The sequence below is a fragment of the Pseudomonas vranovensis DSM 16006 genome (genome assembly GCF_000425805.1).
Lineage (GTDB): Bacteria > Pseudomonadota > Gammaproteobacteria > Pseudomonadales > Pseudomonadaceae > Aquipseudomonas > Aquipseudomonas vranovensis.
Window position 1 is genome coordinate 390,080 of sequence record NZ_AUED01000004.1, and the last position, 15,895, is coordinate 405,974.

Genomic DNA, 15,895 nt, shown 5'->3' on the forward strand with positions numbered 1-15,895 from the left:
CAGACAGGTGCAGGCAAATGGAGGCCGACATGTTCTTCGATAATGTGGTTATCGCTGGAGTAATTACGGTCGGCCTGATGTTGCTATTCTTCGTTGGATTCGGAATTTTCATCTGGAAGGACTCGACCAAGCGCAAACAGCGCTGATTCTTCCAGATTCACGGGCACGCAAGGCATTTAGGGTGACTTCGGTCGCCCATTTTTTTTGCCTGTAGGAACGGGCTTGCCCCGCGATAGTCATTTCGCCTGATTTCACTCATCCATCGCATCGCAGGGCAAGCCCGCTCCTGTATGGCTTGATAGTTAGCTAGCTAATTATTAAGCTTCAACCTTTCCGCACCATCCTGACTATCTTTAGATCATCGTTTTCCAAGGTTCGTCCCGTGCCCATCACGTTGCAGGCCCTGCTGGCGCCGAACAGACTCGCTGTGCAATTTGCCCTCAAGACCGTGCTCGGTGGCGGCCTGGCCTTGTGGCTGGCATTGCGTTGGGGGCTTGAGCAACCGGCGTGGGCATTGATGACCGCCTTTATCGTTGCCCAACCGCTGTCGGGCATGGTTCTGCAGAAGGGCTTGGCGCGGCTGTTCGGTACCCTGGTTGGCACCATCATGTCAGTGGTGTTCATGGGACTGTTCGCCCAGACGCCCTGGTTGTTCCTGCTGGCCCTGGCCTTGTGGCTGGCACTGTGTACCGCTTGCTCGACGTTGCTGCGCAGCGCCTGGTCTTATTCATTCGTACTGGCCGGCTACACCGTGGCGATCATTGCCTTGCCGGCGATCAGCCATCCGCTGCTGGTGTTCGACCAGGCCGTGGCGCGTTGTACCGAGATCTGCCTGGGCATTGTCTGTGCCACGGCCAGCAGCGCCTTGCTCTGGCCAATGCGGGTCGAGCAGCAATTGGGCGGGCAGGCGCGGCAGGCCTGGATCAATGGTCTACAGGCAGCCAGTGCGACCCTGACGGGCGAGGAGCAGGCCCGTAAAGGGCTTCTGGAGATTCTCGGACGTATCGTTGCCGTGGATGCCCAGCGCGAACACGCCTGGTTTGAAGGGCGACTGGGACGGGAGCGGGGCCGGGCCATTCGGGGCTTGAGTCAGAAGCTGCTGGTGCTGTTGCGAATTGCCCGTTCGGTGCGTCGCCAGTGGCAGCAACTGGACCAGGCCCAGACCTTGCACCTGCAACCCTGGCTCGATGAGGTCCGGGCCGCCCTGGCCACACCTGACCAGGCGAGTTTGCTGTTGCTGCGTCAGCGCGTTTGGGACGCGGCCCACGATGACACCATCAATACGGCCGAACACTATTGCCTGGCACGCCTGACCTTGCTGCTGGATACCGCCATGGCGGCGACCCTGGCGCTGCGCGCGGTGGAAGAGGGCAAGGCACCGCTGGATGTACCTGATAGCCTCGCCGCGCACCGCGATGTGCCGCTGGCATTGTTGTTCGGATCGCGCAGTGCGCTTGCATTTCTGGCCATGGCCAGCTTCTGGCTGGCCACTGCCTGGACTGCGGCTCCAGGCGGGTTGGTGCTCACCTGTGTCGTCTGCAGTTTGTTCGCCAGCCGCGAGAACGGTGCGCAGATCGGCATGAGCTTTTTGCGCGGGATTCTGCTGGCAATCCCGGTAGCGTTTTTTGTGGGGCAGATTCTGTTGCCCCAGTGGAACGGTTTTCCCATGTTGTGCATGGCCATGGGCGTGCCTTTGTTCTTTGGAGCGTTGGGCATGGCCAATCCGCGCATCGGCGCCACGGCCACCTCGTATTGCCTGCACTTCATTGTGCTGGTGGCACCGCTCAACGCCATGAGCTTCGAGGTGGCGACCTTCCTCAACAGTGCCCAGGCCATGTTGATCGGTGTGGGGGCTGCGGTGCTGGCGTTCAAGCTGCTGGTGCTGCGTAACCCGGCGTGGCATGGCCGGCGGTTGCGGGCTGCCACCCAGAACGATCTGGTGCGTTTGACCCGGCGGGATCTGCGCGGGGCCGAAACCTGGTTCGGTGGCCGGATGGCCGACCGCCTGTTGCAACTGGCACGGCATTACACCGCGCTGCCGGAGCAGGACCGCAGCCGTTGGGACGATGGTGTGCATGGATTGGATATCGGTGATGAGCTGCTGCACCTGCGCCATTGCCTGGCCGTGGCCCAGGCGCCGCTGGCCGCTGCCGAGCGGGAGTATCTGCAGCAATTGGAAGCGGTGTTGGCGCGTGGGCCGGCACCGGGTCGGGGTCAGCGCCTGGATGCGGCCAGCGAACAGTTTATCAAGGCCCTGCAACGCCAGCCTCCCAGCGATCCACTGCGTCTGGCGGTGGGCGCGGTGTTGCAGCTGCAGCGCAGTTGGGGCAAATGGTGTCGACGCCAGGAGGAAATCCATGGGTTTGCGTGAGTGGGCATTGGGCGGCGTACTGCTCAGCCCGTTTCTGATTTATGTGGTATTGGCGTTGGCAGTGACCGCTGCGGTGCGGTTGCTGTTGCGCCTGACGCCGTTGGGGCGATGGATCTGGCATGAAGCCTTGTTCGATTGCGCGCTGTTCGTTTGTGTCTTGACCGGGGTAACGCTCGGGTTGGGGCCTTTGTAAGGAGTGTGGACCATGCGTGCATTGGTACGTATCGCAGTGACGCTGAGCCTGGTGGCAGTGGCAGTATTTGCCGGCTGGAAGCTCTGGCAGTACTACATGCTCACTCCCTGGACCCGCGATGCGAAAATTCGCGCTGACGTGGTGATCATCGCCCCCGACGTGTCGGGCTGGGTGCGCGAACTCAAGGTCCAGGACAACCAGCAGGTAAAGAAGGGGGACTTGCTCATGTCGATCGACCGCGACCGTTTTGAAGCCGCCCTTGAAAAGGCCAATGCCGTGGCCGAGACCCGCCAGCATCAACTGCGCCTGCGTGAACACGAAGCCTCCCGACGCCTGGCCCTGGGGCCGCAGGCAATCAGCGCCGAGTTACGTGAAAACGCCCAGATCAACGCCGCGGTGGCCCGGGGCCAATTGCGTGAAGCGCAGGCCGAAGTCACGGAAGCAGCCATCAACCTGGCCCGCAGCCAGGTCAAGGCGCCACGTGATGGTCATATCACCAACTTGCGCTTGGCCGAGGGCAACTTCGTCAATGCCGGGCAGCCGGTCATGGCCTTGATCGACGACTCGACCTTCTATGTTCAGGCCTATTTTGAAGAGACCAAGTTGCCGCGCATCCGCGTCGGCGACCCGGTCAAGGTCTGGTTGATGAGCGCCGGTGAGCCCATGCAGGGACATGTCGAGAGCATCAGTCGCGGGATCACCGATCGAAACACCAATCCCGACAGCCAGTTGCTTGCCGAAGTCGAGCCGACCTTCAACTGGGTGCGCCTGGCACAGCGTATCCCTGTGCGGATCAAGCTGGATCAGATTCCCGAGGACATGCCGCTGAGCGCCGGCATGACGGCCAGCGTCCAGGTGCATGAAGACCAGCGCTGACTCAGAGGAACATGCCGCCGGACACTTCCAGCCGTTGGCCGGTGATCCAGCCTGCGCCATCGCTCAGCAACAGGGCGATGGCAGCGCCGATGTCGTCCGGCAGGCCGACCCGTCCCAGGGCGGTGTTGCTGGCGATGAAGTCGTTGACGTCTGAGTTGTCGCGCACCACGCCACCGCCAAAATCTGTTTCGATGGCTCCGGGTGCGAGGATGTTGACGCGGATCCCGCGCGCGCCCAGCTCCTTGGCCTGATAACGGGTCAGTACCTCCATGGCACCCTTCATGACGGCATAGGCGGCGTAGCCAGGGAGAGCGAAGCGAGTCAGCCCAGTGGAGATATTCACGACCCGGCCCTGGTCGGCAATCAGCGGGAGCAGTTGTTGGGTAAGGAAGAACGGGCCTTTTAGCTGGATATTGCACAGCTGGTCGAACTGCGTCTCAGTGGTTTCACTAAAGGGAGCGTTGATGCCGATGCCGGCATTGTTCACCAGAAAATCCAGCTGCTCGCGGCCGAAGGCCGATTCGAGGGTGTGGCGCAGCTGTTCGACAAATACGGCAAAGCTTGCACTGTTGCTGACGTCCAGTTGCAGCATGGCGGCGCGAACGCCCTGTTGCTCCAGAGTCTGGACCAGTTCCTGGGCTTCCTGCGCCTTGCTGTGGTAGGTGCCGATGATATCGATACCCTGGGCGGCCAGGTGTACTGCGGTGTTTTTACCCAGTCCCCGGCTGGCACCGGTAATCAATGCGATTTTGCGCGTCATGTTCTGTAACCTCGCAGCGGTATAGGAAGAAGTCGAGGAAAGTCTATTGGTCGCTCGGGTGCAGATAAATCCGCAGATTTCGGAAATACTGATCGGCATCAGCGAACAATCGAGCCTGCGGCCATGAACAAGTTGGAGTTGCTGCGAACCTTTGTCCGGGTCAGTGAGCTGTCGAGCTTCACGCTGGCCGGAGAGAACCTGGGGTTGCCGCGTTCAACGGTTTCGGAACAGATCCGAGCCCTTGAAACACTGCTCGGTACGCGCTTGCTCAACCGCACCACGCGGCGGGTGCAGGCGACCCAGGACGGCCTGCGCCTGTACGAGCGTAGCAAAGACCTGTTGTCGCGCATGGACGAGATCGAGGGGCTTTTCCATAGCGACACAGCAACGCTCACCGGGCGTTTGCGGGTCGACCTGCCGACGTTGATGGCACGGCGCATCGTGCTGCCCAACTTGCCGATATTCATGTCGCGTCATCCGGGGGTGGCGCTTGAGATCAGTTGCACGGATCGACAGGTCGACTTGTTGCGCGAAGGGTTCGACTGCGTACTGCGCATCGGTACCTTGAGTGACCTTGACCTGATTGCCCGGCCCTTGGGCAGCCTGGCGCAGATCAACTGTGCAAGCCCGGGTTACCTGCAACGTCATGGCACGCCGACCTGCCTGGCCGACCTGCATCGGCACCAGTTGATCCATTACGTGAGGAACCTTGGCAGCCGCAGTGCAGGCTTCGAATACCTGCAGTCGGGCACCCTGCAGGTTCAACCCATGGCCGGAGCGATTGCTGTCAACAGCACAGAGGCCTACGAGAGCGCCTGCCTTGCCGGGCTCGGACTGATCCAGGCCCCGGCGGCAGGGTTGCAGGGTTATCTGGAACGGGGTGAGCTGGTGGCACTGCTGGCGGATTATGTTGCGCCATCTTTGCCGGTGTCGTTGCTGTTTGCCCGGCAACAACACGTGTCGCCCCGGCTGCGCGCGTTTATGGATTGGCTGGCAGCTTTGCTTGAGCCTCGACTCGATCCAGTGGCAAGCGGAAGCTGAAGAGGGTTCCGGCCTCCTGGCTTGAGATCACTTCCATGCGCCCACCATGAGCCAGGGCGATCTGGTTGGCAATGTACAGGCCCAGGCCCAGGCCGGTTTGGGGGGTATCGCTGATCGGACGGGAGAAGGGTTGGAACAGTTGCCCCAACACAGGGGCAGCAATAGGCTTGCCGAAGTTGTGTACGCCGAGCACGAATACCCGATCACGCACCTGTGCACTGATGTCCACCGGTTGCGTCGCGTCGCCGTGGGTCAGAGCATTGGCAAGCAGGTTGGAAAGCAGTTGGGAGACCCGTTCACGATCGCAATCTATGCCGTCGAGATCACCGATGTGCTGGATTATCTGCCGATGCGGGTGAACCCTCTGCAACTCCGAGGTGACATGCTGGAGTGCATCCGCCAGGTCCGGGCAGGGCTTGATAGCGACCACAATGCCATTGCCCAGGCGTCCGCGGGCAAAGTCCAGTACGTCGCGAACCAACTGTGTGGCGCGACGACCGCAGGTGAGGATGTGCTGGGCAATGGCCCGGCTCTTTTCTTCTTCCAGGCGCTGGGTCAACAGCTCCGCCCCGGCGGTGATGGCGAACAGCGGGTTGCGCAGGTCGTGGCCCAGCACCGCGATAAACTGTTCGCGGACTTCAGCCGTCGCGCGCTCCTTCTGCAGGGCCTCTTCGGTCTTCTGAGTGTTTTCTTCACTTTCGATCTGAATCGACAGCAACCGTGCAAAAGACTCCATCATCGGCTGGATGGCGCTGCCCTTGAGGGCTGCAGGCAATGGGTCAAGGGCGCAGATGGTGCCGAAGAAACTGCCGTCGGCGCGGAACACAGGTACCGAGATGTAGCTCTCGAATTTGTAGATGCGAGGTGTGTGATGATTGCAATAGAGCTCGTCCTCGCTGGCCTTGTCGATCACGATGGTCTGGTGACTGCTGCGTATTTCGTGGCATAGCGTGGTAGTCAGGTCCAGCTCGCCGCCAACCTTCAGGCCAAACTCCAGGGTGTCGAGGACTGCGCAGGCGGTCCAGCGGGTTTCTGTAACCCGGGCCACTGCAGCAAAGCGTAACCCGGTGGTTTCGCAAATCACCTGCAAGATGGCGGGTACGGCATTGATACGACCAATGGTGGCGATATCGGAAGTGACGGCAGTGCTCATGAATCATCCACGGTGCAATAACAGGGTGTGGATTGAGTCTAGCGATCAACCCCGTATCGGGTGAAAAATCCGTAACCGTAGCGGAACAATTTCCATTACCCTTGGCCTTCGAGTCGCTCCGCTAGAGAGCTACCCTCCCGCCCTGCGTGCCAATCCCTTTCGCCCCGCATCCTTGTGGATGCAAAAGTGAGGTTTGACATGCATATCACATCCCAGGACATCTGCACCGCTGCCGACCAGCTCAAGGGTTTCGTCGGATTTCACCGCAAGCTTGGCAAGCACATTGTGCGCTTCAGCGAAGACGCCTTCGGCATGGACGTCGCCGATGACAGCATCACCCCCAGCAGCGAATTTGTCTGGCAGACCGGAAACGGCGACGTCATGACCTTGAGCCGAGCGCTCATCGAGATCCTCCTGGCGCAGAATGTCGATGAGCGTCTGAACATTAGTGAACCCCTGCGGGTGTACCTGCGCCGGAGCGACTTGCCGGAGATTGCCGCGCAGCGACAACTGCGGGCCTAAGGGCTGTTCTAGGTCGCCCACACTGCTGGGCGCCTCGCGGCCCAGGGCAGTACCTGCTCCAGTTGACCGGCCAGGCTCAACAGCAGCTCTTCACCGGCTGCGCCAGCGCTGAACTGCATGCCGATCGGCAAACCGCTGGCCGGGTCCTGGAACAGCGGCACCGACATAGACGCTGTGCCGCAAATGTTGGCCAAGGCAGTGAAGGGCGAGTGGTCGAACACCCGGTGCATCCAGCCGAGGCCGTCAAGTTGTTCCTGCCCGGCGTTGTAGGCGCCGATCATGGGGGGGAAATCGGCAAGGCTGGGGCTGAGCAGCATGTCAAAGCGCTGGTAGAAGCCGGCCATGTTTCGGCTGACATGGTTGCGTTGGTCCATGGCAACCAACAGATCTGTGGCGCGCAAGGCTTTGCCGTATTCATGCACGGCCAGGGTGGCGGGCTCCAGCCAGTTGCAGTTGAGCGGGCGACCGGTTTCGCTGCTCAGCGCTTCGAGCCAGGCCGCGGTATTGCTGGCCCAGAAGCAGGCATTCATCTTCACGAACGCATCCCAACCCACTCCCATGTCTGGCTCGATCAGCTCGCAGTGATGGCCCAGCCCCTCCAGGGTTGCAATCAAGGTGTCCAGGGCCAGAAGCATTGCGTCGTTGCTGCGCTTGCCATTGAGCGGGTGCTGTTGCACGGCGATGCGCAACGACTGGGGCGCCTGGGCAACAGCGCTCAAGTAGTGACCGGAGGAGGAAGGGAGCGGGACGGGATCACCGGGCTCGTTCCCGGCCATGCAGTCGAGCAGCAGCGCGCTGTCACGCACCGAGCGGCTGAGTACACCTTGGACGGCCAGACCATTCCACGCCTCATCCAGATAAGGCCCCATGGAGATCAGGCCTCGGCTGGGCTTGAGGCCAAACAAGCCACAGGCCGCCGCCGGAACCCGGATCGAACCGCCACCGTCGGTGGCGTGTGCCGCCGCGACCATGCCGCTGGCGACTGCCGCCGCCGAGCCGCCGCTGGAGCCACCAGCGCTGCGGCTCAAGTCCCAGGGGTTGCGGGTCGGGCCGCAAAGTAGTGACTCGGTGGTGGTGCTGATTGCCAGCTCCGGCGTTGTCGTACGGCCCAGGGTGACCAGGCCTGCGCGGCGAAAGCGCTGCATCAGAAAGGAGTCCGCTTCGCTGTACGTGCCTTGGGCCAGACGGCTGCCGAACTCATGGGGCCGCCCTTGCATGCTGATGGCCAGGTCCTTTATCAGGAAGGGAACGCCATGCAGTGATCCGTCGCTGCGAGCGGGGAGGGGTTCATCCTGCCAGTGCTCGGCGAGGGCATTGACTCTGGGCTCGACCGCCTCGATTGCCTGGTGCGCCGCCTGGATGACTTCATTGCTGCTGACGTGGCCCCGGGCAATCAGGTCAGCCAGGCCAATGGCATCGTATTGCACGTACTCAGAAACCTTCATCCTGGACTCCCGCTACTGTGACGGTTGACGATAGAATACCGATGGGTATCGAAAGATACTAATGGGTATAGAGTGATACCGATTGGTATCGCAGTCAACCGGGAGCCTGTCCATGCGTTCGCAACGAATCGCCCGTCTGCCACCTCGCGAGCGTGTCCTCGACGCCGCCCACGAGCTGTTTTTCAATGAGGGCATCAGCCGCGTCACGGTCGATGCCATTGCCGCCAAGGCTGAAACCACCAAGATGACCGTGTACCGGCACTTTGAATCCAAGGATGTTCTGGTGCTGGCCTGGTTGCAGTTGCTGATGGAGGAGTACGACAGTGTTTGGGCAGATCTGGCCGAGCGCTTTGCCGGGCAGCCGGCGCTTCAGATTCTGGGCTTTGCCGAGTTTCTGGTGCAGGAACCGGTACTGTCGTCGCACCGCGGCTGCGCCTATACCAACACCCTGGCGGAGCTGCCGATTTGCGACAGCCCGGCTCGGACATTGATCGAAGCACACAAGCGTCGGCAAGCGGCGCGGTTGATTCGCCTGTGTGAAGAAAGTGGTCTGGAGGCGCCGCAACTGGCGGCCTTTGAACTGACCTTGCTGCTGGAGGGCGTACAGATCGTCGCGCAGAACAAGGGCTTTGACGATGTTGCCGGCAACCTGTTGATCCTGGTACGCAAGCGCCTGGGGCTGGTGGCGAGCTAGGAGGCGCCGGAGCGGCTGCTGTTGTGGTTGAGCAGCAGTTGCTCGAAGGCCAGTTTGTCGACCGGCTTGCTCAGGTAGTAGCCCTGGACCTCATGGCACTTTTCCTTGCCCAGGGCCTCGAGTTGCTGCTCGGTTTCCACGCCTTCGGCGGTGACCGTCAGGCCCATGGCCTTGCCCAGGTTGATGATGGCCTGGACCACGGCGCGGTCATTGCTTTCAGTACTCAGGCCCGCGATGAAGCGCTTGTCGATCTTGATGCTGTCGAAGGGATAGGTGCGCAGGTAGCCCAGCGAAGAATAGCCGGTACCGAAGTCATCCATGTTCAGGCGCACGCCCAGTTCCTTGAGCGCCGTCATGGTGCCCAGGGCGCCCTCGATATCGTTGAGCATGACGTTCTCAGTGATCTCCAGCTCCAGGCGCTGCGCCGGGAAGCCGGTTTCGACGAGGATGGTGTAGACGTCATTGACCACATCGCTGCGGGAGAACTGCGCCGGCGAGAGGTTGACCGACACCAGTAGATGATTTGGCCAGTTGCGTGCTGTTTCGCAGGCTTCGCGCAGCACCCAGCGGCCCAGCGGCACAATGAGGTCGGTCTGTTCGGCCAGTGGAATGAACGTGTCCGGGCCCAGTAGTCCCTCAATGGGATGCTGCCAGCGTACCAAGGCTTCGACCGAGACGATTTCCAGCGTCTCCAGACGATAGCGTGGCTGAAAGTGCAGGACGAGTTCATTGTTCTTGAGTGCCTTGCGCAAGTCGTTTTCCAGTTGTCGACGGTACTGGATTTGTTCGTTCATCTCCGGTGAGAAATAGCGCCAGGTGTTCTTGCCATCGGCCTTGGCCTGGTACAAAGCAATATCGGCGCAGCGTATCAGTTCATCGGCGTCGAAGCCTTGCAAGCGAGTCTGGGCGACGCCAAGGCTTGCACCGATATGCAGGGCCTGTTCCTCGTAGTGGATTGGCTGGTGCAGGTTGTCGATCATGCGGGCACAGAAACGGTCGATTTCATTGCGGCTGTCCATGCCGTTCATCACCAGGACGAATTCGTCGCCACCCAGGCGTGCTACCAGGTCTCCATCGCGGGTCGAATCGCGCAGACGCACGGCAACCTCCAGCAATACGGCGTCCCCGGCGGCATGGCCGAGCGAGTCGTTGATCGGCTTGAAGCTGTCCAGGTCCAACAGCAACAGCGTCAAGGGTGGGGCTTTCTGGCCCTTGAGCAGCGCCTGTTCCAGAAAGCGCGAAAGCTTGTTGCGGTTGGCAAGGCCTGTGAGCGCATCGTGCATCGACAAGTGCTGGATACGGGCATGGGCAGCCACCTCATCCGTAATATCGCTGGCGGTACCACGAAAGCCGGCCAGTTTGCCGTCGAGCATGATCGAACGCGCCGAGACCCGACAAAAACAGAGCTGTCCATTCTGATCGCGGTAGGCGCAGCGAAGATTGGCCATCTGCTGCGGATCAGGTTCAGCCTGGCTATCCAGCCAGAGCGTCAGAGGGGTGGTCTCGCAACTGAGCAACTGATCGATCGGTTGGCCCAGCCAGTCTTCGGTCTTATAACCAGTCACGGTGACGAAGCGCTGGGAAAGATAGCTCAGGCGCTGGAAACTATCGGTTTCCCAGATCCAGTCCGACGCGGCCTCGGCCACCGCACGAAAGCGCTGCTCGCTGGCCTCCAGGGCCAGATTGCTCGATTGCAGGCTTTGCAGGGAGCTGTCGATTTCCCGAGCGGTGCGCAATGCATAGCGAAAGAAGTAGATCATCAGCAGTCCCAGTACCAGCATTGCCCCCAGCAAGGGGGGCAGCACAGCCCAGAGCAGTTGGTCGCCGGGACGCGGCGTGGCCCACACCAGGCGGTACCCGGTTTCACCCAGTGCCAGGCTGGATTGATCGTCTGCCAAGGCGCCTGCTTTTTCGATGTGCATGCCACTCAGGCCAGCCCCGGCGCCGAGATTGTCGAGTTTTTCGGGGGTCAGTTGGTCGACGAACATCATCACCGAGGTGGTGCGCGGATCAATGCTCAGTTGCTCGTCATCGGGGCGAATGGCGGCGGCCACCACTACCGCCGGCCAGCCATTGAACAGCACATACTGGGTGGTTTGCTGTCGCTCGGTGGCAACGCTTCGCGCCTGGGCAATGATGGGGGCCAATGGTTCTTCTATATAGGTGCTGGCGGGGGCATGACGGAGCTGGCCCTTGAGCAAGGCGTACTTGGTGTGTTGGTCATCGACCACAAACACCCCTTCAAATCCGCTGGCGGTGTACAGCGAGTCACCGACGTTCTTCTCTTCATAAGCCCAGGTCAGGTCGGGGGCGCCATTGAGGTGGTCGTAGGCGGCATCCCATACCGCGTAGCTGGAGAGAAACTGCCGAGACGCTTCAAGCCGTTGTTCGAGCGCCTTGTGTGCATAGAAACTGCTTTTTTCACGTTCGCTGGTGTTCAACGAGAGGGCAATGTTGAACAGGGCACCGAGGGCAATCAAGCAGGCCAGGGCAAACAGCACAGCAATACCGGCGATGAGTTTGCGCGTTTGCAGGTGAGGGGGTGGGCTGGTCGGTGAATCCTCGGCAATCCTGTCCATACACGCGCTGCTCCTTGGTGAGTTGCACCCTGGCGGCCGTGCCGCAGGGGCGAACGTTCACTCAGGATAGGCCAGCTTCAAGGGGGCGAGGTCCAACTGGGCAAAATTGACTTGATCGCGTCCGCTATTTTTCGCCGTGTACAAAGCTTTGTCGGCTTCGTTCAACCAGGCTTCCGGGGAGATCAGGTTTTCGTGATAGCTGGCAAGGCCGATGCTGAGGCTGATGCGCAGGGCCGGCAATTGCGGATTACGGTAGCTACCGACGTGTTCGCGCAGACGCTCCATGCTCAGGCGGGCGTGTTCCAGGCTGGTGTCGGGCAGAATCAAGCAGAACTCGTCGCCACCATAGCGACCGGCCAGGTCATGCTCACGCAGATTGCGCTTGAGTTCGCTGCTGAGTTGGCTCAGCACGCAGTCGCCTACGACATGGCCGTAGGTGTCATTGATGGATTTGAAGTGGTCGATGTCGATGATCGCGATAACAGCGCCACAGCGCTGTTGCTGGCAGATTTGGAACTTCAGTTGCAACAGGTCTTTCCATGCACCGTGATTGAGCAGGCCAGTCAGGCTGTCGGTGCGGCTCAGGGCGCTGAGACGGCGCTTGTGCTCGGACAGCTTCATGGCCAGGCGATAACAGACCCAGCCGACCGCCATGGGGTAGAGGGTCAGCATGGGCAGGCAGGCGTAAACCTGCAGGGAGGTCGCCTGCAGCTCAAGTCCGGCACCGAATAGCGATATAGACAGGCCGGCACCCAGGCACTGGGCGAGCAACCCCTTGAGAAACAGGCGTTGGCCACCGGCAGCGAAATTGTTCATCGCCATCATCGAGAGGATGGTGACGCTGGGCAGGGGATTGAAGTGCAGGTTCGCGGCCCAGAATCCCCCCATCAGCGAGTCGGCCAGCAGGTTGCGGTATTCAGCGTGATAGGGAACCGGGGCGCGTCGGGCAAGCTGATACGCCAGGTGCGGCCAGAGCAGCCCGTTCGCCAGCAACAACCACCAGACCCACTGAGGCTTGTCCAGGGTCGAGATACCGGCCATTACGCCGAGCATGCCGATGCCCAGGCCGATAATGCGCGGTGGGTATATCCTTCTTACAAATGAAAGGCCCTTGCCGCTGTTGTTATCCATCATGGTTGCTGGCCTGTCCCGAGACGCCGTTTATCGCATAGAAGCGGTGAACATTGTTGAACAATCGCACGCTACTGAAAAATGGCCTTACAGGCCATTTCATAGTTGATGCATCCACCTTGGGGTACCATGAAACTTACCCTCATCCTTGGAGTGCTTCTGCTCATGGCCCCTCTGACCCCGCACGCTGGTGAACCGGCGCAACGCCAGGATGGGCGCTACCACAACCTGCGTCAGTTGCCCCAGGACAGTGCGCTCAAAAAGCTGCGCATCGGTTTCAAGTTTCTGTTCCTCAGCAAGCCGGCGGATACCCGCCCGGATGTGGAGATTGCCGTACAGCCCTTGAGCCGCCAGCAACTGTTCGAAGCCCCTGATCGCAGTGTGTGGCGGCTCGGGCATTCCACGGTACTGCTCAAGCTGCGCGAACGTTTTTTTATCACCGACCCGGTGTTTGCCGAGCGCGCCTCGCCGGTGCAATGGGCCGGGCCGCAACGATTCCACCAGCCGCCGCTCACGCTCGATGAACTGCCGCCGTTGACAGCAGTGATCCTTTCCCATGACCACTATGATCACCTCGATGAGCACGCCATCCGGCAACTGGCCGACCGTGCCGAGTACTTCATCGCGCCGCTGGGGGTTGGTGACCTGCTGATCGATTGGGGGGTGCCAGCAACCAAGGTGCAACAGTTGGACTGGTGGCAGGAAACCCGGATCGAGGGTATTCGTTTCGTGGCCACGCCAGCACAGCACTTTTCCGGGCGCGGTTTGTTCGACAGTAACACCAGGCTATGGGCGTCGTGGGTCATCCTTGATGACAACCTACGGCTGTTCTTCAGCGGCGATACCGGGTACTTCGACGGGTTCAAGCAGATTGGCGAGCGCTATGGGCCTTTTGATGTGACCTTGATCGAAACCGGTGCCTACAACCGCGACTGGCCCAACGTCCATATGCAGCCCGAACAAAGCCTGCAGGCCCACCAGGACCTAGGTGGGCGCTGGCTGCTGCCGGTGCACAACGGTACTTTCGATCTGTCCACCCACAGCTGGCACGAACCTTTCGACCGCATCCTCGCTTTGGCCAATGCCGCGCAGGTGCCGCTCAGCACGCCCCAGATGGGCGAGCGGGTGAGTCTGGAACACCCCCATGGCGGCCCGGCCTGGTGGCTACCCAAACTGCAGCGTCAGCTACAAGAAGGTGCCGGCGAGCGGGTCATGGCCATGAAGGACTTGTAGAAACGCGCTAGCGCTGTGGGTGTTGGCGCGGTTTTTTGTCCTTGTCCAGGGCGGGTAACTGGGAGGGAGGCTTGCCGCTGTCGCTGCGGACCTGGGCATGGCTGATCAGCGCAAAGATGAAACTGCCGCCGATAATGTTGCCGACCAGGGTGGGGGCGGCGAAGTCCAGCCAGAAGGCCGGCCAACTGACTTCTCCAGCCCAGGCCAGGTACGAGACCTCCACCGAGCCGACGACGATATGGGTAAAGTCACCCAGCGCCATGAGGTAGGTGATCATCAGAATGATCCAGATTTTTGCGTGCTCCATAGAGGGGATCATCCAGACCATGGTGGCGATCATCCAACCCGAGATAATGCCTTTGGCAAACATCTGCTGCAGATTGTTCTCCATCACCTTGTGACCGATGTCGAGAAAGGCCGCGTCGGTCTTACTGTCGAAAATGGGCAGGTATAGCATCACGTAGGAGACCAGTATGGTACCGGCGAGGTTGCCGAACAGCACCACGGTCCATAAGCGCAGCAGACGTCCGAGATTGTTCAGCGTAGGGTCGGTCATGACTGGCAGCACGGCGGTCAGGGTGTTTTCGGTGAACAGTTGCTGGCGGGCCAGGATTACCGCGAGAAACCCGGCGCTGTAGCCCAGGCTGGCAATCACTTGGCTGCTGTCTCCTTCGGGCAGGCGTGCATAGAAAAGTCCCATGGCCATCATCGACAGGCCCATGCTCAATCCCGCCGCCAGCGCCGACCACCAAAGGGCGGCGATCGTACGTTCCAGTTCCTGGTCACCCTGGTAGCGAATGATCTCGTGCAACACGGCTGCGCGTGGGGGTTGGTTGTGACTGACCTCTTGCTCTTCGTCCGCTGACAGACCTGGGGTCTTGCCGTTTTCTGTATCGCTCATGGCTATGGCTCGCATGGAGTGCCTTCTCTACAGATCGACGGCGAGCGGATTAGTTGCCTGCCTCCAGCGCATCGAGTGCAAGTTGTGCCACCTTCAAGCGAGGGGCGGCTTGCTCATGCAGACCGTCTTCGAGGAACCAGGCCGCGGATAAACCGCACCAGGCAACGATCCATTGCAGCAGTCGCTGGCGCGGCAACGAGGCGACTCGGCAGACCGTCGCCAGTCGTTGGCTGAAAAGACGTGCATCTGTGGCGATGCGAGGGGAGGGGTTGCAGAACAGGTTGGCGTAATCGAATGTGCGTTCACCGTAGAGGCACTTGGGGTCGATGGCACGCCAACCGCGTGCGCCGAAGTCCAGGACATTGCCGTGGTGGATATCGCCGTGCAGTACGCATTCTTCTTGTGGGGCGGCCAACAATTTCTGGGCCAGTTGGGCGCAGTCTCTATAGAAGCCGTCATAGGCATCGGCGGCTGACCACAAACTGCTGAACCAGGTCCCCAGTTCTATCAGCGGTAGTGCAGGCCTGTTGCGTGGGGCGTGCAACAGCGCAATGGTCTGGCACAGAATGCGGGTGGCCTGCTCATCGCGTCCTTGTTCGGCATACTTGGCCAATGAGTCCGGCCCCAGCGCGCGCTCCAGCAACAGGCCGTTGTCGGCGTGAGCCAATACCCGCGCCGCGCCTTCGCCGTTCCACCACGTCATCACCTCGGCGCCATGTTGTTCCTCACGTGTACAGGCCACTTTAAGCATGGCGAGTTCACCCTGGTACACCACTGCAAGCAGGTGACTGCTGGCAGTAATGAGGGGAGTTCCATCGGGAATCAGTTGCCAGCGCTGCAGGTAGGGTTCAAACATGGAGGTTTCCTTGAAGTGAAGTACCTATATATAGCTATCCGAGCGAAAGTTGAAATAAGTCCTTGACGCCCCTGTGGATCTGTCTATAATTCGCCCCACTTCCGGCGTAGTCGGAACCGAAAACTCCTTGAGTTTCAAAG

General features: G+C 60.6%; 15 protein-coding genes. 8 read left to right on the forward strand and 7 right to left on the reverse strand.

Features of this window, described 5'->3' with window-relative positions; genetic code table 11:
- The first annotated feature begins 29 nt into the window (after positions 1-29).
- The 4 genes from ccoM (at position 30) to H621_RS0111470 (ending at position 3,440) form a co-directional block, all read left to right on the forward strand.
- Positions 30-146 (forward strand): cytochrome c oxidase subunit CcoM, encoded by a 117-nt coding sequence (gene ccoM / locus H621_RS29110; protein WP_028943534.1) that lies wholly within the window; start codon positions 30-32, stop codon positions 144-146.
- A 236-nt stretch (positions 147-382) separates the two neighbouring features.
- Positions 383-2,371, forward strand: a complete 1,989-nt coding sequence (locus H621_RS0111460) for an FUSC family protein (protein ID WP_028943535.1) — start codon at positions 383-385, stop codon at positions 2,369-2,371.
- The gene (locus tag H621_RS0111465; RefSeq protein ID WP_028943536.1) at positions 2,358-2,564 is read left to right on the forward strand and encodes a DUF1656 domain-containing protein; all 207 of its coding nucleotides are present in this window, start codon (positions 2,358-2,360) and stop codon (positions 2,562-2,564) included. Before H621_RS0111460 ends, H621_RS0111465 begins: the two co-directional genes overlap by 14 nt.
- 12 nt (positions 2,565-2,576) lie before the next feature.
- On the forward strand, positions 2,577-3,440 hold the full coding sequence (locus H621_RS0111470; RefSeq protein ID WP_028943537.1) for an efflux RND transporter periplasmic adaptor subunit: 864 nt from the start codon (positions 2,577-2,579) through the stop codon (positions 3,438-3,440).
- Between the two features lies 1 nt (position 3,441).
- Here the strand turns inward: H621_RS0111470 and H621_RS0111475 are convergent, their stop codons facing one another.
- On the reverse strand, positions 3,442-4,200 hold the full coding sequence (locus tag H621_RS0111475; RefSeq protein WP_028943538.1) for an SDR family NAD(P)-dependent oxidoreductase: 759 nt from the start codon (positions 4,198-4,200) through the stop codon (positions 3,442-3,444).
- A gap of 123 nt (positions 4,201-4,323) precedes the next feature.
- Here H621_RS0111475 and H621_RS0111480 point away from each other — a divergent pair, with 123 nt between their 5' ends.
- Positions 4,324-5,241, forward strand: coding sequence for a LysR family transcriptional regulator (locus H621_RS0111480; protein WP_028943539.1), 918 nt, complete (start codon positions 4,324-4,326; stop codon positions 5,239-5,241).
- Here the strand turns inward: H621_RS0111480 and H621_RS0111485 are convergent.
- Positions 5,180-6,394 (reverse strand): GAF domain-containing sensor histidine kinase, encoded by a 1,215-nt coding sequence (locus H621_RS0111485; RefSeq protein WP_028943540.1) that lies wholly within the window; start codon positions 6,392-6,394, stop codon positions 5,180-5,182. The two genes, H621_RS0111480 and H621_RS0111485, sit on opposite strands and share 62 nt — an antisense overlap.
- Positions 6,395-6,592: 198 nt before the next feature.
- On the opposite strand from H621_RS0111485, the gene H621_RS0111490 reads away from it, so the two are divergent.
- A complete protein-coding gene (locus H621_RS0111490; protein ID WP_028943541.1) occupies positions 6,593-6,916 on the forward strand; it encodes a DUF2025 family protein in 324 nt (107 codons plus the stop codon).
- Positions 6,917-6,924: 8 nt separating this feature from the next.
- Here the strand turns inward: H621_RS0111490 and H621_RS0111495 are convergent, their stop codons facing one another.
- Positions 6,925-8,361, reverse strand: coding sequence for an amidase (locus H621_RS0111495; protein WP_028943542.1), 1,437 nt, complete (start codon positions 8,359-8,361; stop codon positions 6,925-6,927).
- 112 nt (positions 8,362-8,473) lie between these two features.
- On the opposite strand from H621_RS0111495, the gene H621_RS0111500 reads away from it, so the two are divergent.
- Positions 8,474-9,055, forward strand: a complete 582-nt coding sequence (locus tag H621_RS0111500) for a TetR/AcrR family transcriptional regulator (RefSeq protein WP_028943543.1) — start codon at positions 8,474-8,476, stop codon at positions 9,053-9,055.
- Here the strand turns inward: H621_RS0111500 and H621_RS0111505 are convergent.
- A complete protein-coding gene (locus H621_RS0111505; protein WP_028943544.1) occupies positions 9,052-11,634 on the reverse strand; it encodes a bifunctional diguanylate cyclase/phosphodiesterase in 2,583 nt (860 codons plus the stop codon). The two genes, H621_RS0111500 and H621_RS0111505, sit on opposite strands and share 4 nt — an antisense overlap.
- A 57-nt stretch (positions 11,635-11,691) precedes the next feature.
- Positions 11,692-12,768: a diguanylate cyclase gene (locus H621_RS0111510; protein ID WP_084167953.1), complete on the reverse strand. Its 1,077-nt coding sequence runs from the start codon at positions 12,766-12,768 to the stop codon at positions 11,692-11,694.
- A gap of 126 nt (positions 12,769-12,894) precedes the next feature.
- Between H621_RS0111510 and H621_RS0111515 the strand changes: the two genes are divergently transcribed.
- Positions 12,895-13,998, forward strand: a complete 1,104-nt coding sequence (locus H621_RS0111515) for an MBL fold metallo-hydrolase (protein WP_028943546.1) — start codon at positions 12,895-12,897, stop codon at positions 13,996-13,998.
- A gap of 7 nt (positions 13,999-14,005) precedes the next feature.
- On the opposite strand, the gene H621_RS0111520 is transcribed toward H621_RS0111515, so the two are convergent.
- On the reverse strand, positions 14,006-14,899 hold the full coding sequence (locus tag H621_RS0111520) for a formate/nitrite transporter family protein (RefSeq protein WP_028943547.1): 894 nt from the start codon (positions 14,897-14,899) through the stop codon (positions 14,006-14,008).
- Positions 14,900-14,948: 49 nt separating this feature from the next.
- Positions 14,949-15,755 (reverse strand): aminoglycoside phosphotransferase family protein, encoded by an 807-nt coding sequence (locus H621_RS0111525; protein ID WP_028943548.1) that lies wholly within the window; start codon positions 15,753-15,755, stop codon positions 14,949-14,951.
- Positions 15,756-15,895 lie beyond the last annotated feature (140 nt).